12 protein-coding genes and 1 pseudogene are annotated in these 15,967 nt (G+C 44.6%); 2 read left to right on the top strand and 11 right to left on the bottom strand.

Annotation, left to right across the window (positions count from 1 at the left end):
• Positions 1-233: 233 nt before the first annotated feature.
• From QUA54_RS16625 to QUA54_RS16615, 3 genes are read right to left on the bottom strand one after another with little or no spacing between them, the layout of a single operon-like run.
• Positions 234-2,054: an ADP-ribosylglycohydrolase family protein gene (locus QUA54_RS16625; protein ID WP_333415486.1), complete on the bottom strand. Its 1,821-nt coding sequence runs from the start codon at positions 2,052-2,054 to the stop codon at positions 234-236.
• Positions 2,051-2,728 carry a DarT ssDNA thymidine ADP-ribosyltransferase family protein gene (locus QUA54_RS16620; protein ID WP_333415521.1) on the bottom strand — a complete coding sequence of 226 codons (678 nt, stop codon included), beginning with the start codon at positions 2,726-2,728 and terminating at the stop codon, positions 2,051-2,053. Before QUA54_RS16620 ends, QUA54_RS16625 begins: the two co-directional genes overlap by 4 nt.
• Before the next feature lie 35 nt (positions 2,729-2,763).
• On the bottom strand, positions 2,764-4,167 hold the full coding sequence (locus QUA54_RS16615) for a UvrD-helicase domain-containing protein (RefSeq protein WP_333415485.1): 1,404 nt from the start codon (positions 4,165-4,167) through the stop codon (positions 2,764-2,766).
• A gap of 592 nt (positions 4,168-4,759) precedes the next feature.
• Here QUA54_RS16615 and QUA54_RS16610 point away from each other — a divergent pair.
• The gene (locus QUA54_RS16610) at positions 4,760-6,208 is read left to right on the top strand and encodes a 16S rRNA (cytosine(967)-C(5))-methyltransferase (RefSeq protein ID WP_333415484.1); all 1,449 of its coding nucleotides are present in this window, start codon (positions 4,760-4,762) and stop codon (positions 6,206-6,208) included.
• A gap of 23 nt (positions 6,209-6,231) precedes the next feature.
• Here QUA54_RS16610 and QUA54_RS16605 read toward each other — a convergent pair whose 3' ends face one another.
• From QUA54_RS16605 to QUA54_RS16570, 8 genes and pseudogenes are all read right to left on the bottom strand, one after another.
• Complete coding sequence (locus tag QUA54_RS16605) at positions 6,232-8,826, bottom strand: PBP1A family penicillin-binding protein (RefSeq protein ID WP_333415483.1); 2,595 nt, start codon at positions 8,824-8,826, stop codon at positions 6,232-6,234.
• 254 nt (positions 8,827-9,080) lie between these two features.
• On the bottom strand, positions 9,081-10,091 hold the full coding sequence (gene chlG / locus QUA54_RS16600; RefSeq protein WP_333415482.1) for a chlorophyll synthase ChlG: 1,011 nt from the start codon (positions 10,089-10,091) through the stop codon (positions 9,081-9,083).
• Positions 10,092-10,394: 303 nt separating this feature from the next.
• Positions 10,395-10,526, bottom strand: a complete 132-nt coding sequence (locus QUA54_RS16595) for a DUF29 family protein (RefSeq protein ID WP_333415520.1) — start codon at positions 10,524-10,526, stop codon at positions 10,395-10,397.
• A 42-nt stretch (positions 10,527-10,568) separates the two neighbouring features.
• A pseudogene (locus QUA54_RS16590) lies at positions 10,569-10,808 on the bottom strand (DUF29 domain-containing protein); the annotation flags it as partial.
• A 26-nt stretch (positions 10,809-10,834) separates the two neighbouring features.
• The gene (locus QUA54_RS16585; RefSeq protein ID WP_333415480.1) at positions 10,835-11,539 is read right to left on the bottom strand and encodes a helix-hairpin-helix domain-containing protein; all 705 of its coding nucleotides are present in this window, start codon (positions 11,537-11,539) and stop codon (positions 10,835-10,837) included.
• Positions 11,540-11,693: 154 nt separating this feature from the next.
• Positions 11,694-12,041 (bottom strand): NINE protein, encoded by a 348-nt coding sequence (locus QUA54_RS16580; protein WP_333197347.1) that lies wholly within the window; start codon positions 12,039-12,041, stop codon positions 11,694-11,696.
• Positions 12,042-12,132: 91 nt separating this feature from the next.
• A complete protein-coding gene (locus tag QUA54_RS16575) occupies positions 12,133-12,345 on the bottom strand; it encodes a hypothetical protein (protein WP_172188922.1) in 213 nt (70 codons plus the stop codon).
• Positions 12,346-12,697: 352 nt separating this feature from the next.
• Positions 12,698-14,290 carry a type II CAAX endopeptidase family protein gene (locus QUA54_RS16570; protein ID WP_333415479.1) on the bottom strand — a complete coding sequence of 531 codons (1,593 nt, stop codon included), beginning with the start codon at positions 14,288-14,290 and terminating at the stop codon, positions 12,698-12,700.
• A gap of 241 nt (positions 14,291-14,531) precedes the next feature.
• Here QUA54_RS16570 and QUA54_RS16565 point away from each other — a divergent pair, with 241 nt between their 5' ends.
• Entirely contained in the window at positions 14,532-15,893 is a 1,362-nt protein-coding gene (locus tag QUA54_RS16565; protein ID WP_333415478.1) for a histidine phosphatase family protein, read from the top strand.
• The last annotated feature ends 74 nt before the right edge of the window (positions 15,894-15,967 follow it).

Raw genomic sequence — 15,967 nt, 5'->3', positions numbered from 1 at the left:
TCTTAAGGAATATTTTTCAGATTTTTTCTTGTTCCCCGGCTCTGCCTGGGGACGTAGATTTGGAGGCTCTGCCTGCCGCGAGTCTCAAAGCCTCCCGCGAGTCTGAGACAAGCGAGGCAGAGCCTCTGGATATTGATTTCCAGGCACAGCCAGGGAAGCAGTTAACAGTGGAGTGCTATTTTCAAACAATTTGATCGCTGTTTGTCAATAATTAAAAAATGATTTGTCCTTAATTAAAAAATAATGGGCTGATCTATTTCAACAGCATTACCGTCAGGATCGAGACAAGTGAAGTGAACCCATCCTTGCTTCTCAGAAGTCGGCTTCAAAATTTTAGCTCCAACTTGGCATACATTACTGTAAACCACCTCTAAAGATTCAACTTCTATACAGATAGTCTGTCTCATGTCTGAAGTCAAACTATCTGATGAGACTCGCTGTTTTTTAACTGGATCTAATGGAACTAAAACAATATTCCCACATTTCACCAAATAATTTGATTCTTTCTCGACTCTTAACCCTAATACCCTTTCATAAAAAAAACGCGATTTCTCCATGTTCCGCACTCGTAGTTTCACTGCCATATTAGTTACATCGACTTTTTGCAACTCTGTTTCACCTATGCTTTTAGCAGGAAGGTCAATATGAACTGTTTCCTTTGTTGTGAGGATTTTTTCAGGATTCAATCGGGAAACTTTCTTCACATACAAAGACTGACCGTCAGTAGCAGTCAACTTCCAAGAAACTGCTACTGTCGTTTTAGATAAAGATTGATGGTTGAGGAGTGCAGATGTTTGTACTTCCCTGCCATCTAAAAATAAAAATATATCACCAATTTTTGACATTTCTAGCTTTTCTAGGAGGAAATCAAGATGCGATTTTGTAATTGGGGTGTCATCGCAATTTGGGTCTTTAACCAGAGTTTCTTTACTACTTAAAAATTCGGCGATTTTCATTAGATAACGAGCATCCTGAACTTGTTCTGCATGGTTTCCTAACCATTCTATTCCTGCCAAAGCACCAAGTATACCCCCCGTCATTGATGCAACAGTATCGGTATCAGCACCGCGAGCAAATCCAGCTTCTACAATACCGTGAAATGGATCGGCAGCATAACGTGATGCCAGGAAGATAGAAGCAGCAGCGGTTACTGTTCCAGAACCTTTTATACTTGGATTAAAACATCCCAATTTAGTAAGTATCTCTTGTTCAACAGAAAGTGCACCATGCTTCATTCCATGCTGGCATTGTTCGAGAAGATCCAGCATTTCTGTAACAGTTTTTTGCCAAATATATTCATATTTTTCGCCATTTACATCAAAAAGTGAGGGTCTCCAACTTGGAAAAATATTATCCAAATCTGGCAGCTTTGACCACAAGTTAACTGCCGACAATACTTGCTCAATAATTTCACCATATTTGAGAGTACCTGTCTTTTGAAACGCCACCCAGAGGGCAAAACCGTAAGCAAGTGCTCCAACTAAAGCTCTAGGATGACCGTGAGTGCAGACACCATTAGCCACAATATTTTTAGCAATATTTCCAAAATTTGTATCGGTTGCACCTAAAAAACAGTGTGGCATGATTCGCATCGCTACACCATTACCGCCAGCATCAAAATACTGCTTCTTATTCTTTTCACTAGAAGACCAAGGTTCTTGTCCGGCGAGCCATCGTTGTGCTGCTCTTTTTGTCGCTCCACCACCTCCCCGTTCGTAACGAGTCCAGGTGGGCAACTCCTTTTTGATAAAGTAATGCCACCACTTTTCGCCGTGCAGTAAACTTCTGGCAGTGCATAGAATTAATTGGGTATCGTCACTGTATTCCCCTGCAAGAATGATCTCTTCATGTGGGTAATATTGACCACCAGATTTCCGCACCCATTGTTGAAATCCATTTGATGATTCTGTAGCAGCATTTTTATTATCAACTCTCTTCGCCTCTGGTTCCTGAGGCCAACCTAGTGCATCGCCAACTGCTGCACCAAGGAATGCACCTTGTCCTTTGGCTATTAATGAAATCCTATTTAGGTGATAGCGGTTATCATTGTTCATGCTTCTTTCCTTTGTGTTCCAAGGGTTTCTTGGGGTCGTTTACCCGAACTAATACATTGGCTTAATTTGTACTTTTCAAACAGGGTGGGTGCAATTACAAAATTGAATCTATCTTCCGGCACACCTAAAAGACTAAGGCGTGCAGCTTCGTTTTTTGCCTGGGTGTGAGTTTGTACTGCGACCGATAAAATATCCCCTATACTAATTGTGTCTGGTATTAAAACTTCAGCCTGGTTATCTGTAGGACAGCAAGCTAAATGAGTATTAGAACGGGTAACAGTTCTGTTATAAGCTCCAGGGACAGATTGATTAAACATTGATAAGAATGCCTCCTTACCTTCTGCAACAAGGTTCCCATAACCAGATGCAGCATTTCGCGGACAGAAGCGAGTACCGGGCAACCAGAGGTACTTAGGGTTGATGAACAAGATTACCCAATCCTTAAATAATTCATGTAATTCGTCTTTTGATTTTGCCTTATCGAAATACCAGGCATTGGGATATTCAATTGAACAACAGATGTAACCTTCATGCCGATCTAGTCGCTGAATATCCGTGGGTGTGAAAACACTACGTTCATCTGTCTGTAACTTTTTTGTCGCTAAAATTCCCGTTGTTCCAGTCAAAATATGAACCAGGTTGCGCGATGGGGTAAAATGACATAGCCGCGTTATTCCTCGACGTTCTACCTCTTGCTTAATCGTTTATATCATAGTGACACTGTTAGGTAAAGGCTCTCATCAGTTGGCAGAAGGCGCGTAAGTTCTCCGCTATAAGTTATGATTAAACGACTTCTAGCTCGCGTAACTCCCACATAAAGTAAACGTCCAGCTTGAGCCATTGCATCCGTCTCGCCAAAAGCTGTTACTGCTTCAGGATCTGGCAATAGTTGATTGTTGCAAAATGGCAGTATAACCGCATCGAACTCAAGCCCCTTTGCTGAATGATAAGTTCCGCAATATTGAATACCCTGTTCTGTTTTCCATGCTTTGATATCTAGATCTAGATTTACTAGATTAACACTTCTCTGAAGCTGCGAAATAATCCACTTTGCATAGCGGCGATCGAGTCCTAGAATTGCTACACTCTGGGTTCTTGCTATCTCAGAAGCTTGTTCAACAATAAATGTGATTTCCTGCTGGATAGATGCGAACTTAACAAGAGTTGGGGGCGGGCCATCAGCATTGGGAGAAACAGGTTCAACGAGATCGGGCAAATCTCTAAAGTATGGCATTTCTGAAATTGCCAGACCTAACTTGGCAATTTGCTTAGTATTTCTGTAGTTTTCTTTAAATTCCCATATTTTTGTGACGTTTAATCCCGCCTCCCGCCAAGACATACGATGTCCGTAAATCTGTTGGGCAACATCTCCGAAGAATGTCAACGAACCATTTGAAGGAATAGCTTTAGCTAGAGATCGAATCATTTCTGGAGAAAAATCTTGCCCCTCATCAATTATGATATGTCGGTAGCGACGTGGCGACCGATCTGCATCTAATTCTGCACAAACAGCACTAGCCAAATTATCGCAATCATACTGCATACCTAATTGTTGGCGGAGCTTACTATAAGTTTGGTATATTTCAAACATTAGCTCCCGCTCGCTATATTCTATTCGAGTGCCAATACGTCCCACAGTATGAAAATTTTGATAATCTTCCAATGAAGTAATACCCTGTTGGATGACCCAGCGAATTTCTTCTGAAAACACTGGCAAACGATTGTTTAAGAGCAAATTTTTTCCGTGTTTCCTTGAAACTGTTTCCACCGCTTGCTTCACTAACTCCTCGCGTCGATCTGAGTCAACAATCGAATTTCGTGATAGCTTGCGACGAGACGCCAGATAACCTCTAGCAAATTTGTGGTAGTTTTCGATGACAACATCAGCAAGTTGGTCGTCTTGAAGGCGTTTTAGGTAAGAAACCAAAGTGTTATTAAATGTAACTAAAAGCGTCTTTCCAAAATGCTCTGTCGTGGAACTTGCCAGATAAGCCGATCGTAAAATGGCAAGAGTTGTTTTGCCGCTGCCAGCAGTTCCTAGCACAGCTAAGTGTCCTTGTGGCGGCAGGTAGAGGACTTCTTTTTGGCGACCTATTGCTCTAGGTAAACTCATTTTTTATCGATGACCCTTGTTGTAGTAGGCTGATAGTGATTATACATAATCTTTGCACCAAGTTACTTCAAGCGAGTGAAATTCCAAAAATTTGTTATAAATTTTACTTAAATACAATTATACCATACTTGAATAAAAAATCAATATTTTAATTATAGTGTGTCATTAAAATCAGTTGCCGTTAGATTTTTGATGACTATTTACTTTTAAAGCACTCGCGGCGACTACAGATATTTTTCTAACTTTTATTACCGGAGCTTGGAGTTATATAGAGAATACTGACCAACTACCGCTCATTACTTTCAAGAGCAAAATTTTGCGAATACGCCTCATTCTGACCAAATTAGTCAGGCAAAAATATGTTATAAATGATGAGCGTAAAAGTCCGGGATATACTGCTGCGAAAGCGCACGCAAGATTACAACACAACTCACATAGGCCAGAGTATATCAACTAAGAATAACGCAATTTATTAGAACCGTTGGTGTCAACAAAACCAGAACAAGCTGAAAACTAAACTTGCAATAATTTAGATAAGCAGCAATTTACACTATACACTTAACATTGTGTAAGTCCTTTTATGTAATATGTTATGCAAAATCCCCGCCAAATAGCCTTTCTCGCACTCCGCGAAGTCCACCGCCGCGGTGCATTCGCAGATGCCGCACTCGATCGCGCTTTCAGCAATTCTCAACTCAACGACCTCGATCGGCGTTTAGTCACAGAATTAGTTTACGGTAGCGTCAGGAGAATGCGATCGATCGACTTTATCATCGACAAACTAGCAACAAAGAAATCCTCCCAACAACCGCCCGAACTCCGCACCATCCTACATTTAGGCTTATATCAACTCGAATATCTCAACCAGATTCCCCCCTCCGCCGCCGTCAACACCACCGTTCAACTAGCAAAAGAAAACGGATTTTCAGGACTTAGCAGTTTTGTCAACGGTTTGTTGCGCCAATACATCCGTTTAACCCCCCCAACCCCCCCTTACCAAGGGGGGGCTAAGAGTGTTCCTAATTCCCCTCAGCAAGCAGAGACTAAAACCACCTCTAACTCCCCCCCTTACCAAGGGGGGGCTGGGGGGGGTTTGAATTCCCTAAAATTACCCGAAAACCCAGTCCAACGCTTAGGAATTATCCACAGTTTCCCCGACTGGCTAATAGAATTGTGGATCGAACAAATAGGCGAAACCGAAACCGAACAACTCTGTGAATGGTTCAACCAATCCCCCACAATTGACCTGAGAATCAATCCCTTAAAAAGCTCGATCGCCGAAATTGAAACTGCCTTCAAATCCCAAAAAATCAGCGTTAGCAGAATCCCCAACTTGCCGCAAGCTTTAAGACTAAATGGCAGCACCGGCGCAATTCAAAACCTCCCCGGATACAGCGAAGGTTGGTGGACAATCCAAGACAGCAGCGCTCAATTAGTCACCCATTTACTAGGGCCCCAGCCAGGGGAAACTATCATTGACGCCTGCGCCGCGCCGGGGGGAAAAACCACCCACAGCGCCGAATTAATGCAGGATACAGGCACTATTTATGCCTGCGACAAAACCGCCAGCAGACTCAAAAAACTTAAAGAAAATGCAGACAGACTCCAGATGAAATCCATTAAAATTCATACCGGAGACAGCCGCCATTTCCCAGAGTTTGTTAACCTCGCAGACAGAGTTTTACTAGACGCACCTTGTTCCGGCCTCGGAACCCTCCACCGCCGCGCCGACGCCCGCTGGCGCCACACGCCCGAAAACATTGAACAACAATCTCAACTGCAATCGGAATTGCTAGCAAATGCAGCCACATTTGTCAAGCCAGGCGGCGTATTAGTGTATGCAACTTGCACAATTCATCCCTTGGAAAATGAAACAGTTATTCGATCGTTCTTAGACAGCAATCCTCACTGGCAAATAGAACCGCCAACAATTGATTTACCCGTACAGCCATCACCCGAAGGATGGGTGAAAGTGTGGCCGCACAGACATCATATGGACGGCTTTTTTATGGTGAGACTAAAGCAATTGAAAAAAGACTAAAGTCCTTACTCCAAACCGATAGTTTAATATCCCGGTTCTTGATAAGCAGGCTCTTGATAAGCAGGCTCTTGATAAGCAGGCTCTTGATAAGCAGGCTCTTGATAGGCCGGCTCTTCATAAGCCGGTTCTTGATAAGCTGGCTCTTGCGGTGGGTAATACTTCGGTTCAGGATTAGGATTGTAAGGTACGATCGCACCATCTTCATTCACAATCATCCCCCGAATAATCCTCTTAGGCTCCACCGGTTTGGCCTTAATACTGCCTTTGCGGCCCTCCAACTCCGGCAACTTCGGAAACTTCTCAACCGGCATTCCCTTAACAGCTTGACTCATAAAATCGCGCCAATTATACGCCGCCGTACCGCTAGTTCCCCAAGTCGGATAATTGTCATCATTCCCCAGCCAAATCCCAGTCACAAGCTGTGGAATGTAACCAATAAACCACAAATCCCTGACATTTTCCGAAGTACCAGTTTTGCCCGCTACAGCGCGATCGTTTAAAGCGGCAGGCCCCCCCGTACCGTCTTGCACAACGCCCTCCAACATCCAAGTAGTAATCGCAGCACTATCCTTATCCAAAACCCGCTTCGGTTTAAAATTAGCCTGATAAATCACATTTCCCCGCTGATTAATCACCCGCTTAATTCCGTGGGCTTCAATAAAATTACCTTGCGATGCTAGTGTACCGTAAGCATTGGTTAACTCCAGCAAATTCACCTCCGAAGAACCCAAAGCCAGGGAATAAATCGGACTCAATTTAGACTTAATTCCCATATCGTGGGCTAATTTTATCGTCGGTTCAAACCCGACATCCATCAACACCTTCACAGCTACGACATTCACCGAACGCGTCAAAGCATCAGAGATCGATCGCCAACCGCTAAATTTTTTGCCATAATTATTCGGTTGATAGCCGTCGATAATAATTGGTTCGTCTTCGTAACTGTCATAGGGAGAAAAACCAGCCGCCATCGCTGCTGCATAAACCAACCCTTTAAACGTCGATCCGGGCTGCCGCAAAGCCTGCGTAGCACGGTTAAACTGACTTTCCTTAAAATTTCCGCCGCCCACCAGCGCCTTAACTTCCCCAGTCTTAGTGTCCATAGAAACTAAAGCGGCCTGTTCAAAACCCTGACTGCGACCATCAACTTCTATCGCATTTTTAACCACCTTTTCCGCTATTTTCTGCCACTTCAAATCCACCGTCGTCTCGACAGTCAAACCGCCAGCTTCCAAAGCATCCGGAGAAACATAGCGCGGCAATTCCTTCCGAATGTAACTAGCAAAATAAGGCGCGACTACATTAAATCGCTTCGGCGCACTTGGTTTAACCGCCATAGGTTCCGCCATCGCCTCCTTCGCCTGAGCCTCTGTAATTACCTTAGCTTCTTGCATTTCTTGCAGCACAAGATTGCGGCGTTTCTTAGCCATATCAGGGTTAACCAAAGGCGAATATTCGCTTGGTGCCGGCGGCAAACCCGCCAAAGTTGCCATCTCTGCCAAGGTTAATTTATCGACAGTTTTGCTAAAGAAAACCGCTGCTGCATCTGCCACTCCGTAGGCATCCGAACCCAAATAAACCAAATTTAAATATCTTTCTAAAACTTGGTCTTTATTCAACTCTCGCTCAATTTTCTGAGCTAAAAGAGCTTCCCGAACCTTCCGCCTAATACTTCTTTCCTGATTTAGAAAAACAACGCGAGCCAATTGTTGCGTAATTGTACTGCCGCCCTGGACTAAATCTCTCGCTATCAAATTAGAAACAATCGATCGCACAATACCTTGATAATCCACCCCGCGATGTTTGTAAAAACGGCGGTCTTCTATGGAAATAAAAGCTTTAACCAACAGTTCAGGAATTTCTTTAAGTTTCAGTTTATCTCTAGTTGCAGGCCCCGACTGCAACAAAATCGTATTATCTGCCGCCTTAATTGTCAGCGTTCCGTCGCGGTTAAAAGCTGACAAATCGTTAACATCCGGCAAACCTTTGTCTAATGTGTACAAAATCCACAAACAGTAGATTAAAGCGCCCCCGCCTATACTGGCAACACCTAAACCTATCCAAAATTTAGGGCCGCGAGGTATCCGTTTTTTAATATTTGCCTGGGGTGCGCTATTTTCCGGCGGTGCGCTATTTTCCTGTAGTTCCGTATGTCTCTGCAATTCGGTGTTCTGCGGTGCGCTATTTTCCGGCAATTCGCTACTATCCGATTTTTGGGTTAATTTAGTTTCCAGCAAACTCAATCCCGGCCGCAACAATTTTTTTCCCTGGGTTTGCAAGCTGGTAACTTGAGGTTCAATTTCCAACCAAGCGATTAAGCGCTTCAACCCTTCCCAATCGCGCTTAACTATTTGATACCTCTGAATCTCCGGGTCTAATTCCCAATTTATTTCCGACTCTTCTAGGGGTGCAGGATCTTCTTCTACCACATACTCCGAGCCGACCGCCGTTGTCCGTGTAAAAAATTCCGCCTCGGTTTCGGGCGAGTTGAGCTTATTACCCTTCGCAGCCTTGGGCGGTTCTCGATCGGAATTACCGCTTATTGCGTTAGTGACTTTGCTCAATTTACCTTTGATATTTGAGAAAAATTCTGCCACGTTCAGACCTTCAAACCTCATCAAGTCCGATTAAAAATTAAAAATTCACAAAGCTAGCTTTCTTCAATTTTTAATTTTTAATTCGACATTTTTTCTTGAATAACACGCTGCCTTGAATTATTTTTTTTTGAATTCAAAACTTTTTAATTCAAAACTCAAAATTCAAAACTTTTCTTAACGCTGCGGAGTTTGGTCTTTTTTTTCTAATTGAATTAGATTTTTTGAATTAAAAACTCTTTAACTCAAACCTCACAACTCAAACCTCCAAACTCTGCTTAACTCGCATGACCCAGTGCCAAGGCTGCTACCAGCATACCCAAAACCAAGAAAGGCTGAGCACTTGCCTGATATTTAACATCATTTTCCAGGGGATTACGCAAAAAGTACATATCCTGAAAAGTGATTTGGGGAATTATCAGCAGCAGGAGAATCACAGCGTAAAGGTTTTGGTGAATACTGATCAGGTAGCCTGCAATCCCAGCTTGAAATATGTCGATCATCAACACGCAAATCCAAGCTGCGGTGCCGATGCCAAACATCACTGGCAAAGATTTTAACCCTAATTGCCGATCGCCTTCAACACTTTTGAAATCATTGACGATCGCAATCCCCAGCCCGGCCAAACTGTAAAACAGGGTCAAAATCATAATGGTTGGATCTAGTGTACCAAACAAAGCTTGACCAGCCCACCAAGGCAGGGCAATGTAGCTAGCACCCAGGGCATAATTTCCCAACCAGCCATTCTGCTTCAGTTTCAGCGGGGGCGCAGAGTAGATATAAGCTAGAAACGCGCCGCCGAGAGTCAAAACAGTCATTATCGGGAATTCATGACCCGCCCACAAGTCTAGAGCATAAGCCACCCCAATGCCAGCGGCTAATAATACCAAAATTTGCGCGACTACTTGGGGAATCGAGATCATACCGGAAGGAATCGGACGGTAGGGCTCGTTAATGGCGTCGATGTCGCGATCGTAAAAATCGTTCAAAGTTTGAGTGTACCCGGCCAGCAACGGCCCTGACATCAACATACAAGCTGCTGCGATCGAGAAATTCTCTAGGTTCCAAACATAGTTTCCAGAAGACGCCGCCCCGCACACCACGCCCCAAATTAAGGGAATCCAGGTAATCGGTTTCATCAGTTGCAAGCGAATTTTCCAGATGGATGTTTCCCCGCTAGCGGCCCCTTTCATGCCCAACAGTTGCCGAGTTTTGGCAGTGCGGTTTTCGGTAGCAGCACTTTCCGGTGCAGCTTCTGGGGAGATTTGAGATGGAGGAGAGTCAGACATAAGTGTGATTTTAGCGTTACTGCTACTATTGTGTCGTTCTGCGTTTCAATAATAATTCTGATAGGATACCACTGATATTTACTGATATTTAAGGCATCGTCTTGAAAACTTACCCCGTCTTGGAGTTGATGCTAGGGAAAAGTACGGGTTTCATCAATACATTTTAATATCATTATTCTGTGTAAATGTCAAGAGGAGCAATACTTTTTTAATAATCTTGCTGGGCCCGCCTGGTGGGGGAGATTTTTGCTAGCAGGTGCATTGAATGTCAATTACCAAGAGGCGATCGAGTTTTTTTCCATGCTACCCTTGAATGATCTCATCTGGGCCAAACCGAGGGCAGAAAGTCAATATGTCTTCTATTTCTGCAATCAGATTTTCCCAGTCGATGTTTGAATAGTCGCGAACCCGCAACTTTTCCACAGTGGTTTCAATCCATCTATCGATTTTAGATTTTAGATTTTAGATTAAAGAGATGCTACCACTTCTTTGAGCCGGTTGAAATTGCCACTTAAACAGATCCAGGAGAATTACCACCAGATTACTTTCTCAACTCCGGTGTTACCTTCGCCCCATGTCTTCTATTTCTGCAATCAGATTTTCCCAGTCGATGTTTGAATAGTCGCGAACCCGCAACTTTTCTAAAGTAGCTTCAATCCATCTCAGGTAATCTGTATCATACAATTTTTGTCGGTCAACTTCTAATTTTGTTGTCATAAACTGTTCGTGCTAACAACGGCTAATTAACAAATATGGCGGTAGGAATCAAAAGGCAATCCCGTCCGCCGCTTGACTTCGACAACTGATTTGTAAGCGCCTTTTCTCTGCCTTTCACTAACTATTTTTTCGGCAACAACCCGATCTAAACCGCTGGCAATTAACTCTTCCGGCGAAAGAATATTTAACCGTTTCCAAGTAAACTGCAATTCTTTTTGATAATTGTAGCTGAAGCAAATCATCGGGGCGATGCGTCTGACGTGACTTTCGGGAACTCCGGCTATTTCTGATAACTCTTCGGCGTGGGTAAAAATGTAGCCTTCGTTTTGCAAAGATTCAATATCGTTGGCGTAGACGATCGGCAAACCCAAGATTCTGACCATATCGTCTTTGGTACACTCGTTAATATCTATTTTGCCGCGCAGGTTTGCCAGTTCTTCGGCATTGGTTGCAGTTGCCGGAACCAGTAAACCTCTGGGTGCGGTTTTGATGAGATAGCGCTTTTTCAAACTAAAAGCAGTGACAATTTGAGCGATCCACACGATCGTACCCAAATTAACTGAAGAAGATACCGCTAGTGCTGCTAAAGTAATGGCAACACCCCATCCCATCCAACTGCGAATATTTGACTTTTGGCCTGCATAGGCGATCGCCAATCCGCCGAAGTAGGGAATAAAAGCATACCACACCCAGTTTGGAGTTTGACGCAGCCAGTATAAATCTTGAGACACTTTAATTTTATCCTTAAATAGCTTTTATCTCACACTTACTTATTTCACTCCCACTTTTTTAATAGTGGGCTTTCGTCTTTTTTCTTCCTTCTTCCTGACATCCGTTACATCCGTTACATCCGTTACAGAATCGGTTGCCGAACTTCCTTCTTAATTACAATTCTCGCAGCAATTTTTGGCGTTTTTCTTCATATTCTTCGGCCGTAATTGCGCCCATATCGTAAAGTTTTTTCAATTCGCCGATCGCCCCTGTTACATCTTTTGCCGATCTGAGGGCATACCCCGACGGCAACGTGCCGCCATTGTACTGAACCTGAAAAGCTTGTTCCGACATCAGCAGCAGGCCGAGAAAATCGAAAAATGCGATCACGAACGGAATTAATGTCCAAGAAAATAGCAAGTATAATACCCCTGCTAAGTTATTGCCCAAATAAAATTTATGAATTCCCAAAGGGCCTACAAAGAAAGCTAACACAACTGCTACGTTTTTATCTTTTACCATTTTTACTTTCCCCATTTTTTTTAAACTTCCGCAATAGACTGTGAATGCGCGACCATGAACGATCGAGCTAAGTAATCTTACTAATTTTTACTCATTTATTTGGGTTTTTGCGAAACTTAGACATCGCAAAATACAGCAGAACTATACCGGCTTGAGCCTCTAGAATGACCAAGTAGCCTCTCAAGAAATAATTGAGTTCGCTGCCTGAATTGAGAGAAAATATTAAAATGCCTAGGGCTGCGTAGGGTGCGAAACGCATCCAACTCGGCGTTCCCTCTAACTTGCGGCTGTTAAAATTGCTCATTGGGTTTAACCCTCATCCTAAATTAAAATTTAGCTAGAAATTGGCAGGATTGTCAACTTCCGCTTGGTGCGATCGCCCGGGCCAGTCTCTCAATCATCAGCCGACAAGATATTACTTCCATGTTAAACCAAGTTTTTCCGCTAAAGTAAGCGACCGGGGCGGGTCGATCTGGATCTGTTGCTGATATTAAAGATGAGGGTGAACCAGCCCCTACTGGAATTCGGATTATTTTACCGAACTAAATATTAGGGGCGCACCGAGAACCCTACTGCTGTTTTTGGCCTTGTCGATCGCCCTCACGAAAACTGTCAAAAAAACAACGTTAATTCACAATTATTAACAACCGCCCGAATTAACTTGCGCCGCCGCCCAAAAGAAACAGACTCAGGAGAGTACCGCTGTTCCAAAGACTGTGGAGAAGCATGGGAGCGAGAAGATTGCGCGATCGCGTGTACACAAACCCCAAAACCGCACCCAAAGTCGCCAAAGGCAGAATCTCTGACACATTCAAGTGAGCCACGGCAAACAAGAAAGCAGAACCTGCGATCGCCCCCCAAACAGGCAAATAGCGAGTCAGAGAAGGCAGCAGAAAGCCCCGAAACACGATTTCCTCAAAAACCGGAGCGGCGATCGCAGCAGTGCCGAAAAACACCGCCAAAGCCACGTTGTCCCTACCTTCGAGAACGATCGGCAAAATCGGATTGCTGCCACCTTGTCCCTGCCAGAATTGCTGATTGATCAGCGACACCAAAACTACCAAAGGCAAAGCAACAAAATAGCCGCCAAAACCCCACAAAAACCAATTTCCCCGCCAATTAATCCGAAACCAACCTTCCGGCAAAGGCAAAAAAGACTTGACCGAAAAATACAGTACCGAAAGCCCCCCAGCCGACAGCAACAAATAAGTCGCAAAGATATAAAAAGCCTTGTTGCGCGGGTCAAAAGTAGCTGGATCGAGTTTTAAAACAGTCAGAGAAACCGGCAGCAACAAATAGGGAATCAAGATTTGCCCGACAAAGAAAAAGCCGACAACCAGCACCTGCCAAACAATCTCGCCGTCCCAAGGCACATCCCAAGTCAAGCTCGCATTTCGCGCCAACAGCGGGCCGGAACCTGCTGTATCTAACTGCTTCCGCTGCAACAGCCACTGCACGGTCAAACCAACCAGCAAAACCGTACCAATACAAAGTGCGATCGCCGGAACGCCAACTATAATTGCCAACTTTTCTACAGCTTGCTCAGCCGTTGCTTGCTCTGCTGCTTGCAGCGCCACCAGCTCTTTAGAACGTTCTTGCAGCTTGTAAAGTTGAGCTAGAGCGCGATAGCGAAACCAGCCATCCAAAGACTTTTTAATGTTCTGCTCGGCATCCGGCAGCAGTTGAGCCGGATTGCTCCAAATTCCCGTTAAAACTTTAGCAGTGACCGCCGAAGGGTCGTATTCAATTTGAGTGTTGTACCGCTCAACTAAATTTTTCCAAGTTTGGATCGCCGCCTGAGTTTTGCCGCTGCTTGCCTGCAAAATTCCCAGGCGCAAGTCAAGTTCGTTTAGCAGCACTGACTGTTGCTCGAACGACTCTGACAAAACCTTAGTTTGAGCAGAATTCAGAGTATTATCATCAGACTTGGAGGCGACGGGCGACTGAATTTCTTTAAATTGTGCTTGAGTTGTTTCGAGAGTTTTGCGAGTCGAGTCTCGCGCTTCTTGATACTGTGTCAAAGCCGTATTTAAAGGATCTGCACCGACAATATTGTTGCGCGCCGAACTTAAATTAGCACTCTGATTATTTTCTCCTTGCCACTCGGAGGCGTGAAGCAGCAAATTTGTCTGGTAGAGTTCCAGCCGACTTTGAATTTGTGGCTGGTTCCAACTAGCAACTAAAGATAAACCGACCAGGGCGATCGCGATCGCCGTTAAAATACCTAAAATCACCCGCTTCAATGTCATTCCTGCTTTTCCGTCCCGCGCGAATCCGTGGCTAAATCTTTTCCGTCTTTAATCATAGGTCGTTGCAGACGAGAGTATCCCGACAACTGGTAAAATTTCACTGGCTCATCTTTTTGACTCGCCTCAACAAGACTTACGCCACAAATCCTTGACCCGCCATGTATGGGTAAGGTGCGCACTGCGCACCCGCAGCGGGGTAGCAGGCTAAATCTAAAATCTAAAATCTAAAATCTAAAATCGAATGACTCGCATTATCTTAGTCCGTCACGGCAAAAGCACCTACAATCAAGAACGCCGCATCCAAGGCCGCCTGGATAAATCGATTTTGACAGAAGCAGGCCGCAGCGCCGCCCTGCAAGTAGGCGACACACTCAGCAGTATCGCCTTTGATGCCGCCTATACCAGTCCCCTGCAACGAGCCAAAGAAACAGCGGAAATCATCCTGTCGCGCTTGACAAATCCGCCACAACTCGAGCCAACTGATAATTTGATGGAAATCGATTTGCCTCTGTGGGAAGGAATGCTGCGCCAAGATGCGATCGACAAATTCCCCGAAGCATATCAGCAGTGGCAAAGACAGCCAGACAAATTTTCCATGAAACTGCCATCTGCTGACGGAGACATCGAACACTTTCCCGTATTGGCAATTTTTGCTAACGCCCGTCATTTTTGGCAAGAACTTTTATCGCGCCACCAGCACGGCACAATTCTAGTAGTAGGTCACAACGGAATCAACCGCGCTCTCATCGCCACCGCGTCGGAAATTACCCCGGATTACTATCAATCAATTCAACAGTCAAATTGCGGAATTAGCGTCATTAATTTTGGAACTTCCCCTGTTACTAACGACAAACTCGGAGAGCCAAAAAAGAAAGTTGCAGTTCAATTAGAATCGCTGAATTTAACTTCCCATACCGGGGAAATTTTTCCCAAACCGAGGGACGGACACCGAGGCCCGCGCTTGTTGCTGGTACGTCACGGCGAAACCGACTGGAATAAAGCAGGTAAATTTCAGGGGCAAATTGACGTGCCTCTCAACGATAACGGCCGCGAACAATCCCGGCGGGCGGCAGAATTTCTCAAGGATGTAAAATTAGATTTTGCAATCAGCAGTTCGATGCTGCGCCCGAAAGAAACTGCGGAAATTATTCTTAAATATCACGGCGGTTTGCAACTGGAACTGCGCGATGAGTTGAGAGAAATCAGCCACGGACTTTGGGAAGGAAAGTTTGAATCAGAAATAGAACAATCCTATCCGGGTTTGCTGGAAGAATGGAAAACATCTCCTGAAAATGTGCAAATGCCCGAAGGAGAGAATTTGCAGCACGTTTGGACTCGGGCGATCGCATCTTGGCGAGAAATTGTACAATCAGTTTCTGGTACTGGGATTGTCGTTGCTCACGATGCCATTAACAAAGCTATTCTCTGCCACCTGTTCAATTTAGAACCCGAACATTTCTGGAAATTCAAACAAGGAAACGGAGCCGTTAGCGTGATTGATTATCCCCACGGCCCCGATGGTTTGCCGGTATTGCAGGCGATGAATGTCACAACTCATTTGAGCGGCGGCGTTTTTGACCAAACAGCCGCAGGAGCACTGTAATTAGTAAAGTGCTCGGCGCGAACCCGTAGCGGAAGGAACGCCCACCGCTACGCTTCGCCCGCCTGAAAAATGTT

Source organism: Microcoleus sp. MOSTC5 (assembly GCF_036701825.1).
GTDB classification, from domain to species: Bacteria; Cyanobacteriota; Cyanobacteriia; order Cyanobacteriales; family Microcoleaceae; genus Microcoleus; species Microcoleus asticus.
Note: the sequence above shows the minus strand (reverse complement) of the source record. Positions and strands in the feature narration are given on the sequence as shown.

Coding starts and splice junctions, on each gene's coding strand:
- QUA54_RS16625 (WP_333415486.1), bottom strand. CDS start 2,054: ATGAACAATGATAACCGCTATCACCTAAATAGGATTTCATTAATAGCC.
- QUA54_RS16615 (WP_333415485.1), bottom strand. CDS start 4,167: ATGAGTTTACCTAGAGCAATAGGTCGCCAAAAAGAAGTCCTCTACCTG.
- QUA54_RS16610 (WP_333415484.1), top strand. CDS start 4,760: ATGCAAAATCCCCGCCAAATAGCCTTTCTCGCACTCCGCGAAGTCCAC.
- QUA54_RS16605 (WP_333415483.1), bottom strand. CDS start 8,826: ATGAGGTTTGAAGGTCTGAACGTGGCAGAATTTTTCTCAAATATCAAA.
- chlG (WP_333415482.1), bottom strand. CDS start 10,091: ATGTCTGACTCTCCTCCATCTCAAATCTCCCCAGAAGCTGCACCGGAA.
- QUA54_RS16580 (WP_333197347.1), bottom strand. CDS start 12,041: ATGGTAAAAGATAAAAACGTAGCAGTTGTGTTAGCTTTCTTTGTAGGC.
- QUA54_RS16575 (WP_172188922.1), bottom strand. CDS start 12,345: ATGAGCAATTTTAACAGCCGCAAGTTAGAGGGAACGCCGAGTTGGATG.
- QUA54_RS16570 (WP_333415479.1), bottom strand. CDS start 14,290: ATGACATTGAAGCGGGTGATTTTAGGTATTTTAACGGCGATCGCGATC.
- QUA54_RS16565 (WP_333415478.1), top strand. CDS start 14,532: ATGACTCGCATTATCTTAGTCCGTCACGGCAAAAGCACCTACAATCAA.